The sequence below is a fragment of the Clostridiales bacterium genome (genome assembly GCA_015243575.1).
Taxonomy (GTDB): Bacteria; Bacillota; Clostridia; order Peptostreptococcales; family Anaerovoracaceae; genus Anoxybacterium; species Anoxybacterium hadale.
The window spans coordinates 3,443,254-3,458,512 of record CP042469.1 but is presented as its reverse complement, the minus strand read 5'-3'; the positions used below and the strand labels follow the sequence as shown (position 1 = coordinate 3,458,512).

The following is a 15,259-nucleotide window of genomic DNA, read 5'->3' as shown; positions in this document are numbered from 1 at the left end:
CACAAATGGGAGAACCAGAGCGAGAACCAGAAACAGAGCAAGAACAAGAGCAAGAACAAGAGGAAGAACAAGAGCAAGAACAAGAACAAGAACAAGAGCATTGGTCAAACGCTATTGATGATCGTTCTCGTCCTTATGCTGGCAAGTCTCATTTCGGGCTGCCGGAAAAGTCCCCTTCTCGAAAAGACCGTCTATCTCAGCATTCCTCCCAAGATCGAGGAGGTAAAACCGCCAGAGCCGGAAAAAGAGGAAGAACAGGAAAATAAGGATACAGAGATTGAACCTAATGCTGTTGTAATGCAAGCAGCAACAGAACCGGAACCTGCCAGCGGAAACGGGGAAGCAGAATTGAGGGCAGATCTTTCCGGCGGACAGAATGATCCTGCTGTTGTAACCACAAAAAGCGCAGTAGTGGTCGTAGTACCGGATTCCAAGTATATGGTAACTACAGTGAGCGAGGCAACACAGAACCCGCACTGGAAGTCTTCTATAGACTATGAGGGTGACGGATATACGGGAGAAAAGGAAAACGGATTCTTCAGCGGTCAGGGAACTTACCTGTGGGAGGATGGAGAGCAATATGAAGGGGAATGGCAGTTCGGCTTCTTTGACGGTGAGGGTATCTATACCTGGGCAAATGGCGATCGTTACGAAGGTCAGTGGAAGACCGAAGTATTTTCGGGACAGGGAACCTATACCTGGGCCAGTGGAAGCTACTATTCCGGTGACTGGAACGATGGTGTAAAGGAAGGCTTTGGAACTTATTGCTGGGCAAACGGCGACCTGTATGTCGGAGAATGGAAGGCTGGCGTAAAGGAAGGACAAGGGACATACACCTGGGCTGATGGCAGCGTTTATGAAGGGGAATGGAAATACGGAATCAAGGAAGGCAAAGGGGTTTATCGCGGAGCCGACGGAACTGTTTTCGACGGAATTTGGGTAAGTGATAAATTTACCGGTAGCAATTAACAGCAACCCTTATTGTCAGCTAGTGAAAAGACAAGGAGAAATACCCATATGGATCAATATATTGACGGCAGCAGAGAAGGTGCTGTGTCGGAACCGATCGACCAGGAACGTACCGAAGCGGCAAGCAGGTTGATCGGATCTATGATTGACAATATCGAAACCGTCATCGCTGGAAAGCATGAAGTGGTGAAACTGACCGTGCTGTGTCTCATTGCGGGAGGCCACGTTTTGATCGAGGATATTCCCGGTGTTGGAAAGACCAGCCTCGTCTGGGCGCTGGCAAAATCGGTAAACTGTGAATTCAAGCGCATTCAGTTTACGCCCGATGTAATGCCTTCCGATGTATCAGGTTTTTCGATCTATAATCAGAAAACCGGCGAATTTGAATTCCGCCCCGGTGCTGCGATGAGCAATATTGTACTGGCGGATGAGATCAATCGGGCTTCGGCCAAAACTCAGTCTGCTATGCTTGAAATTATGGAAGAGCGCCAGGCTACCGTGGACGGAAACACCTACAGGATGGAGTCTCCCTATATGGTTCTGGCAACCCAAAATCCCATCGAATCACTGGGGACCTATCAGCTGCCCGAGGCACAGATTGACAGGTTCATGATTAAGCTCTCCATCGGTTACCCTTCCTATGAAGATGAAATTCGCATCGTAATGACGGGAGAAGCTTCCAAGAAGACGATTTCGCATATTGCGGAAAAGGATGATGTTCAGACTCTGGCGGAACTGTGCAAGCGTGTTGTCTGCTCAAGAGAGGTTACCTCATATCTTGTAAAAATCATTGAAGCAACAAGAAAACATCCTGAGATCAAACTTGGAAGCAGCCCAAGGGGAAGTATTGCGCTTTATAATTTGTGCAGAGCCTATGCACTGTCGAAAGGACGAAATTATGTCTTGCCTGATGACGTGAAATATCTGGCACCGTTTGTTCTTGGCCATAGGATCATTTTGAACCATGGAGCCATAGCGGAGAAAAAGGTGCCGGCTGATTTGGTTGCGTCCATTATAAAGAATATTTCTGTACCGGTACATCTTGACCGCAAGGAGGCCTAGCAATGACCAATTTGTCGTTACTGCAAGGAAACGTCAGGCTTCAAAACGCAGGACGAGCCGCAGCCGCAGGGGAACATGTGCTGCTGAAGGCAGCAGGTGCAATGATCCTGCTGGCGATTAGTGCAATTCCGGCATACTATGCAGGGGGTTTTTACGGATATCTTCCCGGTCTCACGCTGCTCGTGTTCTATGGGGTATCTGCGCTGCATCTGATGATCCTTTGGAAGGGGATACACTTTGAAACGGAAGCGACAGATCTGGTGTGTGAAAAAGGAGAACTGGCCAGCGCAGCGCTCAAAATCAGGAACGATTCCAGGCTGCCTTGCATAAAACTGAGTGCGGAGCTTTACATCGGCGGTTTTTTTCCGGGAGAGGGAACTGTTGAGGCAAAGACTTTGGGGCTGGAAGGAAAAAGCGATGCCTCGTTCGTAATTTCATCGAAAATGAATCATATTGGTGTTTATGAAGCGGGAATCAAGAACCTTAGCATTTATGATCTGACGGGAATGTTTTGTATCAAAATCAAAGGTGGCGCGACCTTTGAGATTACAGTCCTTCCAAAGGTTACGGGCGGCAATGTGGTTCGGCTTGATGAACGGCGGCTAACAGAAAGCCAGAACGTTCAAAAAAAAGCGGTCAGCGATGGGTTTGACTACACAGGGGTTCGGGAATACGCACTGGGTGATTCTATGAAGCGGATTCATTGGAAGCTCTCCGCCCATTCCTCGGACTACATGACAAAGATCACCGAAAGCAGCCGAAAAAGCGATCTGGCAGTGATCCTTGACCTGGTATCAATCTCCGGGGAGCCCAAAATGCTGCCGTGGATGTATGACAGTCTGGTTGAGGCGGCCCTTTCTTTGATTGAGCAGGCTGCGGCAAGAGAGATCGAGTACGCGCTCTTTTTTGTTGGACGGGATAAGGAGCTGCATCGTGTTTGCCCGAGAGGACAGCAGGATTATCCTGATTTGATTCGAATTCTTCCCCCTCTGATTGGGACGCGAAGTAGAGCTGCAATGGACGGACTGGATGGGGCTGCTATTTTGGATAAAGAGAAGCAACTGAGTAACAGAAGCACCAATCTGATCCTTTGTACATCCCACGTAACGGATATGCTCATCTGGGAGCTGATTTCTGCGAAAAAGCAGCAGCGAAACCCGGAGCTTTATTATATTCTTCCTCCCGGAACAGGAGGGGAGACCGATGGGGCTTTGGATCATCGTGCAAGGCGTAAGGAGCAGAGTAATCTTACAATCCTTGAAGAGTACGGAATTCGATGTCATTGGATCACATCGGAAAATGAAAAGACCGTAACGCACGAAGTGAGACAATCAATTTGAGGCGATCGATTTGAGAAACTAAATGGAGACAACCTGCATGATCAAGCATCTGATATCTGAACATAAATCGTGGAATCGGTCCGGACGCCAAGCAATGCTTGTAGATATCTTGCTTTGTACCCTGATCTCCATGGCACTTGCGGTAATTGTATTTGCCGGCTTTGATTCAAGCGAGCCGCTGCTGGCCAATATGGGGGCCATGGCTGGAATAACGCTGCTGGTGACGGGGGTGCTGGAAGCCGGGTATTGCAGTGGGAAAAGGGCAGACTCCGGATCTCACAGGGAAAAACCCAACTCGGAAGCTAGATTTCGCTATGAAAGAGGCAAGCTGATCGCTGTACTGCTGTCGATAGCGGCAATGGCTTTGAGCAGCTTTGGCTTGTATCAAAAGAGCTCTGGCGGGTCCCTTGGAATGTGGGCAGACTTCCTTGGAGCAATGGATAAAAACGGGAACCTTTTCCCGGCGGTGACTGTTATGGTGGCATTGCTTGTCTTCTGGCTGGCCAGAATAAGGATGGGCATCTGCCTGCTGTTTCTTGGGGGGACATTTCTGGCGGCTTTCTTTGATCTGCTCGGCTATCCTGTATCTGCGTCGGGCCTGCTCCTTTTTTTACTGGGATGCCTGACCCTGTGCTTTTATCGGGCAAGAGAAGCGCTTGGAACCAGCGATTTTCACTGGAATGCCCTGGCTCGCTCAGTAATGGCGGCTGGCCTGATTCTACTCATTGCGGCTGGATTGTTTTATGGAGCCTCAGGCTTTCTGCAGCCTCCCGGTGGCAAAGGAGAGCTTACGGCCAGACTCAGGGAGGAACCGGTTATGGAGCGGCTTGGCATTGCATCGACAAAAACAATCCTCACAGAGGAGCCAATTCCGCCAGAAATAAAGAAGCAGGAAAAACCGGAAGAGGAAAAGAGGCTGGAAGAAGAGAAGCAGCAGGATCAGCGTAAGGAAACCGGGAGAATCGGAAAAGGCTTACATCTCGCTGCGGCGTTGGCAGTCACCTTTCAGTCAGCAGAAAAATTTCTATGGATTGCAGTTCCAATCGTAATCGTACTGGCAGCAGCAGCAGTCCCTGCGAGAATCCTGCTGAGAAAACGCTGGTATCAAAAAGTCCTGATGGCAAGCAGGGAGCAAGGTGTAACCCTGCTCTACCCTTACTTTCTGAAACGGCTAGGTAGAATCGGGCTCAAGAGGCCCCAGGATATGACCCTGTCTGAGTTTGCAGAGAACGCAAGAGAGGCTTTGAAAGGGTTTGCTGTCTATGATGCAGATTTCCTGCGTCTGACCCGGATCTATCAAAAAGTGATCTATGGGGGGCAACAGGTATCAGAGAAAGAGTTCGAACTGTTTCAGGACTTTTATTCGGAATTCCTCAAAAACTTAAAAAAAGAAATGGGCAGCATGAAATACCTCTTTGTGTATTTTATGCTTTGATGATGTTAAATGAACTCCCCTTTTCTTGCATCCGCAGGAATCGGGGAGTTTGTTTTTTTGTATTTCATTCTTACGAAAAGAGGCTTATTTCATGACCTTTACTGCCATGGATTTAAAGATAGCGTAAAGCTCGTCCCCTGTTTTGATATTCATCTCTTCCAGAGAGCGGCTGGTGATCAGGACCGTCAGCGGAATTCCCACGTCAAGGGTCACCCTGGCGCTTTTTTCATCCACGGCAATACCTGTGACGGTTCCTTTGAGCATATTTCGTGCACTGCTGATGATGGGACCGGCACTCAAAATGATGTCTTCGGGGCGCACGGCGACCTTCACCCTGCCTTCCAGCTCCGTTGCGACGTTGATTTTAACAGAGCCTGTCAATGCGTACTGATATCCGTCTTCCCGCACAAGCTCAGCCTCATATACGTTCTCAGACCGCTTCGTGCTCATGAAGTAAAGCTCAAGCTGGGACGCTGATACCCGTATGCTTCTTCCGATATGATGGGCTTGAATATCGCCTCGTTTAATCATTTCATAGACCGTGTACTTGGACAGCTTTAACTTTCCGGCAAGCTCTTCCGGCGTATAAAGGATTTCTTCCCGCATCACAGTAAACCTCCTTGTTGTTTGTGACTATTATTATAATAGCTCTGAAGGATGAAATCAACTTTACTTGTATTCTGGCTCAGCGTACAATGGAATAAGATTGTTTTTTTTCGCTTGATTAAAATAGTACAGGCGGGAATTCTATAGGAATAGGAGCAGGAGAATGAAAAGACAGAGTAAACGGATCATATTTGCAGTGCTGATCCTAACACTAGCCATAGGCTGCGCTTTTTCAGGATGTGGCAGGGGAAAGGGAAGCGAAAGCATAGACGGGGCAAATCAGGGCGATCAGGAGGCGGCAAGCGTTGAGGTTAATATTTCTGCCGCAGCTAGCCTTACCGATGCACTGACTGAAATTCAGACAGAATATCAAAAACAGGCAGCTGTTGTTCTGGTATTTAATTTCGCTGCATCAGGGGCCTTACAGAAACAGATCAGGGAAGGAGCTCCCTGCGACCTGTTTCTCTCTGCATCGGAAGAACACATGGACGGGTTGGAGGCAGAGGGACTCATCGTATCCGAGTCCAGAGCGGATCTTTTGGGCAATGCTTTGACTCTTATCGCTTCATCGGAACAGAGCGAGAATATCAAGAATTATAATGATCTGACGAAAACTGAGCTGTCCGGAATTTCCATTGGGACCCCCGAATCTGTTCCCGCAGGAAAATATGCGAAACAGGCACTTCAGAATTTGGGAATTTGGGACAAACTAGATGATCGGGTTATCTATGCCAAAGATGTTCGCCAGGTGCTGGAGTATGTGGATACGGGCAATGCTGATTGCGGCCTTGTCTATAAGTCAGATACACTTGCAATGAAAACGGGAACGGTTGTCATGGATCTTCCAGAATCCAGCCACGCTCCCATTGTTTATCCCATCGCTTTAATAAAGGATTCGCAGCAACAGGAAGCAGCAGCTGCGTTTTACAAATTTCTGCAGACTGACTATGCTGCTGGCGTTTTTGAAAAGTACGGATTTACCGTACTTTAAGTGTGGAATACGACCAAATGCATAAGGTTCCGGAATATCCCAGCGGTTTTAGGGAATGTATGTTTGGAGATTTCTTTGTCGAAAAATCTCCAAAGATGCGGTATAATGGTCTTAACAATAATCGGGCTAACCATACACAACTGGCTAAGGAGGCATAAATGCTGTCACCCATCCTACTGTCACTGAAAATTGCAGCCATCGCGACGATTTTTTCTTTTCTTTTAGGCGTATTCTTTGCCTATGCCATCAATAAGAAGAACATTCCGGGAAAAAATATATGGGAGACGTTTTTGATCCTGCCTATGGTATTGCCGCCTTCCGTACTGGGATACCTGCTTTTGATCGCTTTTGGAAAAAGAGGCCTAGTAGGGGGATTTCTGCTGGACACCTTCCAGATACAAATTGTATTCACTTGGGTGGGCGCTGTAATTGCTTCCTGCATCGTATCTTTACCGTTGATGTATCAGAATGCAAAATCAGCCTTTGTGAGCCTGGATCCAATCTATGAAAGAGCGGCGAGAACTTTGGGAAGCAGCGAATGGAAGATCTTCCGAACGGTGGTTTTTCCTCTGGCATGGCCGGGGATAATCAGTGGGATTGTGCTCTCCTTTGCAAGAGCAATCGGCGAGTTTGGAGCAACACTGATGATTGCGGGGAATATACCGGGCCGGACTCAGACTATTCCCACAGCCATCTATTTCGCCGTAGAATCAGGAAATACTGAGCTGGCCAACCGGCTTGTGCTGATCATGACCATCTTTAGTTTTCTCTTGATTTTCTGTCTGAACGCCTGGCTGAAAAAAAAGAACTATATCGGCAGGCAAAGCTGAAAATTCCGGTATTAGAAAAAGCGGTTTTGTACGACGTGCCGCAGGCTGGTGGAAACGGAGGAACCTTTTCGATGGATTTTAGAATCATAAAAAGACTGGACCATTTCACAATTGACGTTAATTACGGCTTTGACAGTGGAATTCTTGTTGTTCAGGGGGAATCAGGGGCAGGAAAGACAACCCTCTTAAATTGTATCGCAGGACTTGCACTGCCCGACGATGGAAGGATATCGGTAGGGGAGAAGCTGGTCTTTGATCATAATCAGGGCATAGATGTTCCTACGCGGCTGCGGGCGTTGGGATACCTTTTTCAGAATTACGGACTATTTCCCAATATGACCGTTCATCAGAACATCATATATGGGATTAAAAATAAAGAAGAATACAAAGATAAGAAAAAACGGGAAGAGTTGCTGCAATATGCGGATTATATTATGGATACCTTTGGCATTGCGCATCTGAAAGTCAAGCATCCCAATCAGATTTCAGGGGGAGAGAAGCAGCGCGTTGCACTGTCGAGAGCTATTGTTACGAAGCCGAAGCTGCTGCTGCTTGATGAGCCCTTTTCTGCGCTGGACAGCCGGACGAAGGAAATCGTCTATCAGGAGTTTGCCGCATTCAAGAAGGAATTCAAGATTCCAACCATTCTGATTACCCATGATACCCAGGAAAGCGAACTCTTTGCTGATAGAAGAATTCTGATGAAGGATGGTAAAATCGTAGAGGAGCACTGATATGAAACAGAAGTCAGGAACTGATAAAGGGGCGATTGAGAGAAGTGAGGCTGAGATAGCTGCGGCTGAGATGCTTGGTACTGACCGGCACGATCGGATTGCAGGGATCATTCTTGCTGCAGGATATTCCTCGCGCATGGGAGACTTTAAACCTTTATTACAAATAGGTAATCGTACAGCGGTAGAATGGATTGCCGATACATATAAAAAATCTGGGATCAGTTCGGTCCTTGCGGTAACTGGATATAAGCGGGAGCTTCTGGTGCCGGTTCTTGAAAAGAAAGGGATCAGAGAAGCGTACAACCAAGAGTATGATATGGGTATGTTCACCTCAATCCAAAGAGGCATCAGGGAGGCCATGACTGTTTTCGCCGATGGGCCCGAGGGATATTTTCTTATGCTGGCCGACAGTCCGCTGGTATCGGCGGGTGTGCTTAAAAAGATTATGGATCAGCATAGAGAGGTGCCGGAGGCATTTATTGTTCCGTGCTATCAGGGAAAAAAGGGTCATCCGTTATTTATTCCGGCCTGTTTTGCAGAGGAGATTCTGGATCATAAGGGCGAGGGAGGATTGAAAGCGGTCACCAGCCGCCATGAAGATCGTATGATTAAGCTTGAGGTGGGCGATGAATCGGTTGTCCTGGATATGGATACACCGCAGGGATATCAGGAACTGCTGGATTATTATGAGGAACGGTCTTCCTATGCCCAAAACCGGGGAATTGACTGGGATGAAGCGGGAGAAACCGCATCAGGGGAGCAGGATGCCGGTCTGAAGCTGATGCTTCAGGGGAAGCGGCTGTTTCTGGTCAGACATGGAGAGATCCGCCAGCATAGCGAGAAGATATTTCTTGGTCAAACCGATGTACCACTATCAGAAAAAGGGAGGCAGCAGGCAGCAGAAGCCGCGGAAGAACTTCTTGGTAATGAAGCCAGGCCTCTTTGCATTTATTCCAGCGATCTGCTTAGGGCAGCAGAAACAGCGGAACTGATACGGGCACGTTTCGCTGAAGAGGAGAACCTGTCAGAGCTCTCAATAATCTGCGACAGCAGATTGAGAGAAATGTCACTTGGATGCTGGGATGGCTGCTTCATCCGAGAAATCATGGAGCAATACCCGGAAGAATATAAAAGACGGGGAGAGAATCTCCTGACCTATAAATTTGACCATAGCAGCGAAAATTTCTACGATCTGCAATATCGTGCAATGAAGGCACTTCGAGGAATCTTAAAGCAGGAACGAGCCATAGAAATCGGACAGAACACCGAGAATAAAACGAAAGACATTGTTATAGTTTCACATTGGGGAGTAATCAATGTGATTTTATGTAGGCTTCTGAACGTGCCGCTGGAGAATGGGAACAGACGTCCCATCACCAACGGAGGCATTATCGCTCTTGATTTCAGAATATAAATTGTTGTTTTTAAAAGGAGAGGCATTATGAAAGAAGTTTCGGTATTTGATGCGGTGGGTATGGTTTTGGCTCATGACCTTACTCAGATTATCCCGGGTGAATTTAAAGGGCGGCGATTTAAAAAAGGGCATGTGATCGCCAGCGAAGACATCGATGTGCTGCTCAGCATGGGTAAGCGGAATCTTTTCGTCATCGATAAAGAAGAAAAGGATATCCATGAGGATGAAGCAGCTTTGAGAATTGCAGTAGCGGCAGCCGGGAATGGGATCCGGCTGGTTGCTCCAGGAGAGGGCAAGATCGAGCTGGTTGCTGATTGTGACGGATTGCTGAAGATCAATACCGCTTTACTGAATCAGCTCATTGATCAGGATGAAATTATGTTTGCCAGTATCCATGAAAATCAGCTGGTTAAAAAAGGTCAGAAGATTGCAGGTACGCGGGTAATCCCATTATTTGTCAACGAAAGCATCGTTGCAGGAGCGGAAAAGGTCTGTCAGACTGGAACGCTAATCGAAGTTCTTCCTCTTAAAAAGCTGAAAATTGGCCTTGTGACCACTGGAAGTGAAGTTTATACCGGAAAAATAAAGGATGCTTTTGGGCCTGTGCTGAGGAAAAAGTTTGGAGACCTGGGAAGTGAGGTAATGAATCAGGTTTTTGCAGACGATGATGAAGATATGATTGCAGGCTGTATTCAAAAACTCATTGAGGAAGGTGCTGACATGATTGGCGTCACCGGAGGCATGTCCGTTGACCCCGATGACAGAACCCCAACGGGAATCAGAAAAGCAGGAGGCCATATTGTAACCTACGGGGCTCCCGTTTTGCCGGGGGCGATGTTCATGCTGGCGTACATCGGGAATGTTCCTGTTGTTGGACTTCCTGGCTGTGTCATGTATCGAGGTGTAAGCATCTTTGATCTGGTAGTTCCCCGGATCTTGGCAGGTGAGATCCCTACGAGAACGGATATCAAAAAACTGGCGCACGGCGGGCTATGCCAGACTTGTGAAGTGTGTACTTATCCCAATTGCGGCTTTGGTAAGGCATATTAAAATATCCTCACAACATATTGAGAGACGGAAGGGCATTTTTCCTAAATCAGGAATGTCTCTAGAGTTTTCAAAATGAATCAAATCCTGCTGAGAGTACATTCTGACAGCAGGATTTTTGATTGAATCAGAAATACATTTCCAATTCAGATAATACGAGGAAAATAGATCGTGTTATTATTAGAAAACCTATTGATATTAGCATATAATAGGTGTATTATATGGTCTTGCCCTGATAAATCAGAGATTATTTAACATAGAGCGCAATGGTAAGTTGCGTAGGAGTGGAGGAAAAACCAATTAACCGGCTTAATACGTATGTATAGACAAATTAAAAGATTCATTATAGGAAAACCATTAAAAAATGCAGCCTTAAAAGATGAAAAACTGGGCATTCTGTGGGGACTGCCGATTTTATCTTCCGATGCGATTTCCTCCGTAGCTTATGCGGGGCAGGAAATGCTTCTGGTTCTGATTCCTGCCGTAGGAATTGCAGCCTACGGACGCATGTCCATTTTGTCCTGGTGCATCATCGGACTGCTGACGGTTCTCATGCTATCCTACCGTCAGACCATTGACTGCTATCCCGGCGGCGGAGGTGCATTTATCGTTGCCAAGGAAAATTTAGGTGAAATCCCAGGGATCGTCGCAGGTTCAGCTTTGGCAGTAGGATATATCCTCACTGTTGCGGTAAGTGTTGCGGCAGGGGTGGAGCAGGTTACGTCGGCCTTCAAATTTCTAAGGCCATACAATATCATTATTGGGGTTTTACTGGTGCTGCTGCTGATGGTAGGAAACCTGCGAGGTACCAGAGAGTCGTCGAAACTATTTGGAATTCCTACATATGCTTTTGTTGCAGGGATTCTGACTCTCATTATTTATGGTTTCTTTAAGCTGCAAATGGGATATGTGCCACGGCAGCCGGATTTGGCTGCGCCGACCCAATCGATCACAATGCTTCTGATGCTGAAAGCCTTTGCCAGCGGTTGTGCCGCACTGACCGGTGTAGAAGCGGTAAGCAATGCGGTACCTAACTTTAAAGAGCCGTCACCGAAGTATGCGAAAACAGTGCTGCTATTGCTCTGCTTGATTATTTTGCTGCTGTTTTCTGGTACGTCCCTGATTGCCAACTACTATCATGTTATTCCCGGTGAAGAGGGGGCTTTGCTGGTTTTGCTTGCGGAAGAAGTCTTTGGGGACAGCTTTATGTTTTATTACATTACGGCATCTACCTTTTTAATCTTGATTCTGGGAGCCAATACCGCTTATTCGGGTTTCCCTATGCTCATTGCGGTTATGGCCAATGAAAAATACGCGCCAAAGCAGCTGAGCATGAGAGGAGACAGGCTGAGCTATACCAACGGCATCATCATGCTCTCGGTGGTTTCTATCTTGCTGATTGTTGGATTTCAGGCCAATGTTACTTCACTGCTTGGATTGTATGCCATCGGGGTATTCATTTCTTTCACCCTGTCACAGTCGGGAATGTTTATGAAATGGGTACGGGAAAAGAGCGGCAATTGGAGGCTGAAGTCCGTCATAAACGGATTTGGTGCTGTGATGACTGGAGTGGTTGTGGTCATCATTGCCATCGCAAAATTTAAAGAGGGCTCCTGGATTGTAATGGTGCTGATGCCAGTGATGGTGTTTGTTATTGATCGAATTCATAAGCATTACGTATCTGTGAAGGAACAGCTGAAGATAGAAGAAAGTGAATATGACGGGATTGATTTTGCAAAGCTGAACTATGCCAACAGAATCATCGTGCCCATTGAAAGTGTGAATAAAGCAAGTGTCAGGGCTTTGCGTTACGCCAACACCATCTGCGATGATGTCATTGCCTTTTGTGTCGCCATTGATGAGCATGGGGCCAGAGAGGTCAAGGAAAAATATGAAAAGCTTGGGACAGATATTCCGTTGGTTATTAAATTTTCTCCATACCGAAAGGTGATTGATCCGCTGCTGCGATTTATTGAATCTTCGGAGTATGACCGTGAGGTTGGTGATATGATTACGGTGCTGCTGTCGGAGTTCGTGGTTAAAAAATGGTGGCATCGGTTTTTGCACAACAATACAAGGGCATATATCGAGCGAAGATTGCTGAAGCATAAGCACATAGTGGTTTCTGTTATGCCGCTGCAATTGAAAGACGACATGGATTACCTCGAATCATTAAAAAAGAAAAAGAAGGGGATGTAATTATGAAAGTGAATATCGGCGTAGAGATCGGAGCGAAATTTATCCAAGCCGGTATCGTTGATAAGTATGGCAGGCTGCTGGCGAGAACAAAGGTGCAGTCCAAATGTGAACGGGGGCTTTCCGAGATCGTTGAGGATGCTGCAAATCTGATACGCCAACTGCTATCGGATAAAGATCTTGAATTAAGAAGCGTAAAGAGCATTGGTGTGGCCTGTCCGGGAGTTCCCGATGAAGAGAACAGCAAAATTCTCAAAACCTATATTTTGGGCTTGTATAACGCTCCGATAAAGGATGAGTTAAAAAGACACTTTGCAAATATTCCGATCTATGTGGAAAATGATGCGCATTGTGCAGCCATCGCTGAGAGTGCCGCCGGGGCTGCCGAAGATCTGGATTATTCTATCACAATCAACATTGGAACAGGAATCAGTGGAGGCGTTATCATTGATAATAGACTATATACCGGACTCAATAATGCCGGCGCTGTTCTGGGTCATATGGTAATCGATAAAAACGGAAGGAAGTGTTCCTGCGGAAGGAATGGTTGCTTCGAAACACTATGCTCAGCAAGGGCACTGATTGAAGACACAAGAACCGCAGCAGAAAAGAATCCGGAATCATTGATCTGGAAAGTCTGTGAGAATGATTTGGGTAAGATAACGGAGCTGACAGCTTATGAAGCCATGACCCTGGGCGATGAGACGGGTAAAGAAATTTTTCGCTGCTATGTCGATAATCTGGCAGTAGCACTGACCAATCTTGCCAACATTCTCATGCCGGAAGTCATCATTCTGTGCGGCGGGATCACAGGCCTGGGCGAGGAGCTGCTAAAACCCGTTCGGGAAAAGATGCATGGGTGGGTTTACAGCAGAGAGACGACACTGCCGGCACTGAAGTTATCCGAAATGGGAAGCGCGTCTGTATTGGTCGGTGCAGGCATGCTGGCAGCGTATAAGAAAAAATAATCGAAAGAGCCATCCCTGTTTCAGGGGATGGCCTTCTCATTTCAATGGCTGTTTTCTCATTTTCACCGGCTGTTTTCTCATTTCAACGGCTGTTTTCTCATTTTCATCGACTGCTCTCCCATTCTGCAGATGGCGATCACGCTTCAAGATCGCCATTTTTCAATGAGTTCCGTAAGAGCAGACTCCATGTCTTTCAGTGGGATCTGATTATAATAAAAGATCAGAGCTGCGGTGTTTCCCGGAAGTGCTTCCGTAAAGGTGGTGATGGGCAGGGTACTGATTCCCAGCTCTTTGGCTTCCCAGCAGAGGTCAGCCGCAGGCTTGCTGCTTTTCACACCGATGAGCATATTAATTCCAGAAGAACTATTGATGGGCTGGATAAAGCCCGGCCCCCATTTTGCAAAGATAGAGAGCACCGCCTGAAGTTTTTGAGCATACAGTGTTCGAAGCTTTTTTATATTTGTCTGATAGAGACCTTTTGACATATAGATTGCCAGGGTCAGCTGCTCTGATTTGGAACAGGTTTGGGTATAATCTCCCTGGAATGTGTCGAAGATTTCAGCCATATGAGAGGGAAGAACCATATAGCTGATCTTGATGGAGGGAAATAGGGTGGAGGAAAAAGAGCCCAGATAGACCACTCGCTGATGGTGATCCAGACCCTGAAGAGAAGGAATGGGTTTGCCGAAGTAACGAAGCTCACTGTCATAATCATCCTCAATAATGATGCTGTCATTTTTCGTCGCCCATTCCAGAAGCTCATATCGCTTGCCAATAGGCATTACGTAGCCTGTGGGAAACTGATTGGACGGACTCACATAAACGGCAGACCTGATATTGGCGGGAAGCTTTGCAATCTGAATCCCTTCTTTTCCTACGGCAGCGGCCGTGATGGCAAAATCCCTGTCACGGAAGATATTTCTTACCGGCAGATAACCCGGTTCTTCAACGGTAACGTGCTTCATCCCCATCTTGGTCAAAATTGTACAAAGCTGGCCGGTTATCTGCTGCGTTCCTGCTCCGATTACAATCTGAGCAGGAACGCAGGTTACACCCCTTGCCTGGTAGACATATCTGGAAATTTCTTTTCTTAGAGAAATCTCGCCTTTGGGATCGCCTTCCCTGAGCAACAGCCAGGAATATTCAGTCAATACCTGATTGATGCACTTTTTCCATTTGATAAAATCAAAACAAGATGGGTCATAATATCCCTGCGACTTAAAATCTGAATTTGTCGGAATGAGAGGCAGCGACAAAGGGCTTTCTGCGAACGCGCCGGATTCCTTTTGAACCGTACCCATACCGGCGGAAATTTCATTGACATAATAGCCTGATTGGGGACGGCTATAGATATAGCCCTCAACTAGAAGCTGATTATAAGCCAGTTCTACCGTGGTTAAGCTAAGACCGAGATCTTTTGACAGCTTTCGGAGCGAGGGAAGCTTTTCCTGTGGATCAATCGTGCCCTCCAGTACTGAATCTTTGATGTATTGGTAAAGCTGATGATATAAAGGAACCCCAGCATCCTGACTCAAATTAGGAATAATCGCTTTCATCTTAACCTCCTGTACCGAAATGAAAAATAGATATCAAATAACAGTTGTAGATAATATAAGAAAATTTCTAAGAAAAACCATAATTGTACTTATAAAAGTAAATCAAATTGC

Annotated in this window: 13 protein-coding genes; 11 read left to right on the top strand and 2 right to left on the bottom strand. The window is 46.7% G+C overall.

The window, feature by feature from the left end; translation table 11 throughout:
* The first annotated feature begins 114 nt into the window (after positions 1–114).
* The 4 genes from FRZ06_15335 to FRZ06_15320 are packed head-to-tail and all read left to right on the top strand — an operon-like array spanning position 115 to position 4,806.
* Positions 115–969, top strand: a complete 855-nt coding sequence (locus tag FRZ06_15335) for a hypothetical protein (protein ID QOX64616.1) — start codon at positions 115–117, stop codon at positions 967–969.
* A 48-nt stretch (positions 970–1,017) separates the two neighbouring features.
* Positions 1,018–2,031, top strand: coding sequence for a MoxR family ATPase (locus FRZ06_15330; GenBank protein QOX64615.1), 1,014 nt, complete (start codon positions 1,018–1,020; stop codon positions 2,029–2,031).
* 2 nt (positions 2,032–2,033) lie between these two features.
* Positions 2,034–3,371, top strand: a complete 1,338-nt coding sequence (locus FRZ06_15325; GenBank protein ID QOX64614.1) for a DUF58 domain-containing protein — start codon at positions 2,034–2,036, stop codon at positions 3,369–3,371.
* 22 nt (positions 3,372–3,393) lie between these two features.
* Positions 3,394–4,806: a DUF4129 domain-containing protein gene (locus FRZ06_15320; GenBank protein QOX64613.1), complete on the top strand. Its 1,413-nt coding sequence runs from the start codon at positions 3,394–3,396 to the stop codon at positions 4,804–4,806.
* 84 nt (positions 4,807–4,890) lie between these two features.
* On the opposite strand, the gene FRZ06_15315 is transcribed toward FRZ06_15320, so the two are convergent.
* Positions 4,891–5,412, bottom strand: coding sequence for a helix-turn-helix domain-containing protein (locus FRZ06_15315; GenBank protein QOX64612.1), 522 nt, complete (start codon positions 5,410–5,412; stop codon positions 4,891–4,893).
* 163 nt (positions 5,413–5,575) lie between these two features.
* Here FRZ06_15315 and modA point away from each other — a divergent pair, with 163 nt between their 5' ends.
* From modA to FRZ06_15280, 7 genes are all read left to right on the top strand, one after another.
* Positions 5,576–6,403, top strand: coding sequence for a molybdate ABC transporter substrate-binding protein (gene modA, locus FRZ06_15310; GenBank protein QOX64611.1), 828 nt, complete (start codon positions 5,576–5,578; stop codon positions 6,401–6,403).
* Between the two features lie 158 nt (positions 6,404–6,561).
* The gene (gene modB / locus FRZ06_15305) at positions 6,562–7,233 is read left to right on the top strand and encodes a molybdate ABC transporter permease subunit (GenBank protein QOX64610.1); all 672 of its coding nucleotides are present in this window, start codon (positions 6,562–6,564) and stop codon (positions 7,231–7,233) included.
* 71 nt (positions 7,234–7,304) lie between these two features.
* The gene (locus FRZ06_15300; GenBank protein QOX64609.1) at positions 7,305–7,967 is read left to right on the top strand and encodes an ATP-binding cassette domain-containing protein; all 663 of its coding nucleotides are present in this window, start codon (positions 7,305–7,307) and stop codon (positions 7,965–7,967) included.
* Between the two features lies 1 nt (position 7,968).
* Positions 7,969–9,381, top strand: a complete 1,413-nt coding sequence (locus FRZ06_15295) for a hypothetical protein (GenBank protein QOX64608.1) — start codon at positions 7,969–7,971, stop codon at positions 9,379–9,381.
* A 27-nt stretch (positions 9,382–9,408) separates the two neighbouring features.
* Positions 9,409–10,431 (top strand): molybdopterin-binding protein, encoded by a 1,023-nt coding sequence (locus FRZ06_15290; GenBank protein QOX64607.1) that lies wholly within the window; start codon positions 9,409–9,411, stop codon positions 10,429–10,431.
* Between the two features lie 315 nt (positions 10,432–10,746).
* The gene (locus tag FRZ06_15285; GenBank protein ID QOX64606.1) at positions 10,747–12,627 is read left to right on the top strand and encodes an APC family permease; all 1,881 of its coding nucleotides are present in this window, start codon (positions 10,747–10,749) and stop codon (positions 12,625–12,627) included.
* 2 nt (positions 12,628–12,629) lie between these two features.
* A complete protein-coding gene (locus FRZ06_15280) occupies positions 12,630–13,592 on the top strand; it encodes an ROK family protein (GenBank protein QOX64605.1) in 963 nt (320 codons plus the stop codon).
* Positions 13,593–13,735: 143 nt separating this feature from the next.
* On the opposite strand, the gene FRZ06_15275 is transcribed toward FRZ06_15280, so the two are convergent.
* The gene (locus tag FRZ06_15275) at positions 13,736–15,148 is read right to left on the bottom strand and encodes a PLP-dependent aminotransferase family protein (protein QOX64604.1); all 1,413 of its coding nucleotides are present in this window, start codon (positions 15,146–15,148) and stop codon (positions 13,736–13,738) included.
* Positions 15,149–15,259: the final 111 nt, after the last annotated feature.

Excerpts from the sequence above, each read along its gene's own strand:
- FRZ06_15285 (QOX64606.1), top strand. The coding sequence starts at position 10,747 with ATGTATAGACAAATTAAAAGATTCATTATAGGAAAACCATTAAAAAAT.
- FRZ06_15295 (QOX64608.1), top strand. The coding sequence starts at position 7,969 with ATGAAACAGAAGTCAGGAACTGATAAAGGGGCGATTGAGAGAAGTGAG.
- FRZ06_15290 (QOX64607.1), top strand. The coding sequence starts at position 9,409 with ATGAAAGAAGTTTCGGTATTTGATGCGGTGGGTATGGTTTTGGCTCAT.
- FRZ06_15280 (QOX64605.1), top strand. The coding sequence starts at position 12,630 with ATGAAAGTGAATATCGGCGTAGAGATCGGAGCGAAATTTATCCAAGCC.
- FRZ06_15325 (QOX64614.1), top strand. The coding sequence starts at position 2,034 with ATGACCAATTTGTCGTTACTGCAAGGAAACGTCAGGCTTCAAAACGCA.
- FRZ06_15315 (QOX64612.1), bottom strand. The coding sequence starts at position 5,412 with ATGCGGGAAGAAATCCTTTATACGCCGGAAGAGCTTGCCGGAAAGTTA.
- modA (QOX64611.1), top strand. The coding sequence starts at position 5,576 with ATGAAAAGACAGAGTAAACGGATCATATTTGCAGTGCTGATCCTAACA.
- FRZ06_15320 (QOX64613.1), top strand. The coding sequence starts at position 3,394 with ATGGAGACAACCTGCATGATCAAGCATCTGATATCTGAACATAAATCG.
- FRZ06_15300 (QOX64609.1), top strand. The coding sequence starts at position 7,305 with ATGGATTTTAGAATCATAAAAAGACTGGACCATTTCACAATTGACGTT.
- FRZ06_15275 (QOX64604.1), bottom strand. The coding sequence starts at position 15,148 with ATGAAAGCGATTATTCCTAATTTGAGTCAGGATGCTGGGGTTCCTTTA.
- FRZ06_15330 (QOX64615.1), top strand. The coding sequence starts at position 1,018 with ATGGATCAATATATTGACGGCAGCAGAGAAGGTGCTGTGTCGGAACCG.
- modB (QOX64610.1), top strand. The coding sequence starts at position 6,562 with ATGCTGTCACCCATCCTACTGTCACTGAAAATTGCAGCCATCGCGACG.